General features: G+C 40.3%; 2 protein-coding genes. Both read left to right on the top strand.

The features are described from left to right. A partial coding sequence (locus PX481_RS26170) for an RNA-guided endonuclease InsQ/TnpB family protein (protein ID WP_288096874.1) occupies positions 1-383 on the top strand: 383 nt, incomplete at its 5' end. A 706-nt stretch (positions 384-1,089) separates the two neighbouring features. Next, positions 1,090-1,269: nucleotidyltransferase family protein (locus PX481_RS26165; protein WP_288096872.1), on the top strand; the 180-nt coding region annotated here is incomplete at its 3' end.

The raw sequence follows: 1,269 nt of genomic DNA, 5'->3' as shown, positions 1-1,269 counted from the left end.
AGTCAAACGACTTGATAGCCTACGAGGATTTAAAAGTCAAGAACCTTGTGCGTAATCGAAAACTAGCTAAGAGTATCAATGATGCTGGTTGGTCACAATTAAGAAAATGGATAGAGTATTTTGGCATTAAATACGGCCGATTAACTATTGCAGTTAATCCAGCCTATACAAGTCAAGAATGCCTTAATTGTGGTCGGTTAATCCAAAAGTCTCTATCAGTTAGAACTCATGTTTGTTTGTGTGGGTATATAGAAGATAGGGACAAGATGGCGGCATTAAATATACTCAAAAAAGCTACGATAGGGCATATCGGAAGCTGGTCGTCAGACCTAAACGCTTGGGGAGATTTAAGCTCTATTTTGGTTGGTAGCAATACCTGCTAAGACAACTTGAGTCAGTGAACCAAGAATCCCTCGCATAAGCGCGACGGGAGTGTCAATATCTCAAGTAGTCAAATTTTTGCTCACCATTTTTCGCCTAGACTTCTTGGGGTTAACCGGATTGTTGGGGAAATTAGGCAAGGAGTCTAGGTTGATCTAATGCTCAAGGACACCTCGAATAAAAGATTTTGTTAACAAAGTGTTGGTCGAGGAAATCTCCTTGATCTACATTGATGAAGAGGGAATTATTTTCAAGAACTAACAAGGCGCTCCGTCCCTCAAAATTCGATTTTTCGAGGTAGCCTAGACATAACGCCTTGGTTATTGGCTAAAATTAAACTTTTTTTGCCCATCAATTTAAAAACTTGCGTTTTTTTGATCATCTTAGCCTAGAGGACTGAGTAGTATGAGTTACAGCAAAGTTAATTTGTTAATTTTGTCCATCAGTGTAATCTGGGTTAAATCTCTCACTTTTTCCCGTTATCAATTACTCAAGGGGTAGCTCGATCAATTGGACTTATTGAGAAAATCTTCGCACTAATTGAGAGTAAACCAAGGTTTGATCAGGGTTTCAGGCGGTGCAATGCTGAAGTAAATCTATTTTTCGAGGTACCCCCAAGAGGATCGATAACCACTGATTCCGAGCCAGTAATGATACACTAGGCATGATTTAACTACAAACCTCGATCGCAAAAGGAAATAAACATCAATGAAAGCCATGATTTTGGCGGCTGGCAAAGGAACTCGCGTCCGTCCGATTACCCATACGATTCCCAAACCCCTGATCCCGATTTTACAAAAGCCGGTGATGGAGTTTTTGTTGGAACTGTTGCGACAGCATGGCTTTGATCAGATCATGGTCAATGTTAGTCATTTAGCCGAAGAAATT

This window comes from Microcystis sp. M53603_WE2, from assembly GCF_030065435.1.
The sequence above is the reverse complement of the archived record's forward strand: the minus strand, read 5'-3'. Positions and strand labels throughout refer to the sequence as shown.